Genomic DNA, 449 nt, shown 5'->3' with positions numbered 1-449 from the left:
GGCACGCCAAGTCTGAAGGAACAAGATCACCACCAGCACCACCAGTCCGATGGCTTCCAGCAGAGTGTTGACGACCGCCTTGATCGACTGACGCACGAAGACAGTTGAGTCATACTCCACCGACCATTCCACTCCCTCGGGAAAGCGCTTGGCCAACTCGTCCATCTTCGCGCGGACTTGATCCGAGATTTCGATGGCATTGGCGCCCGGGGCTTCAAAGACAGTGATCGCGACAGCAGGCTTGTTGTTGAGCAACGACATCAGCGAGTAGCTGGATGCGTCCATTTCCACGCGCGCCACATCTCGCAGCCGGGTGACCTGACCCTGCGATCCGGTCTTGACGATGACGTCGCCGAACTCTTCTTCCGTCACCAGCCGGCCCTGCGCATTGATGGACAGGAGGAAGTCGCTTCCCGAGGGGTTGGGCGGCGCACCTAGTTGACCGGCCG

Annotated in this window: 1 protein-coding gene; it reads right to left on the bottom strand. The window is 60.1% G+C overall.

The features are described 5' to 3' along the window. Window positions 1-449 (bottom strand): efflux RND transporter permease subunit (locus tag DU29_RS01000000130725; protein WP_033051103.1); only part of this gene is annotated, 449 nt, incomplete at both ends.

This window comes from Pseudomonas sp. Ant30-3 (assembly GCF_000690905.1).
Taxonomy (GTDB): Bacteria; Pseudomonadota; Gammaproteobacteria; order Pseudomonadales; family Pseudomonadaceae; genus Aquipseudomonas.
The sequence above is the reverse complement of the archived record's forward strand: the minus strand, read 5'-3'. Positions and strand labels throughout refer to the sequence as shown.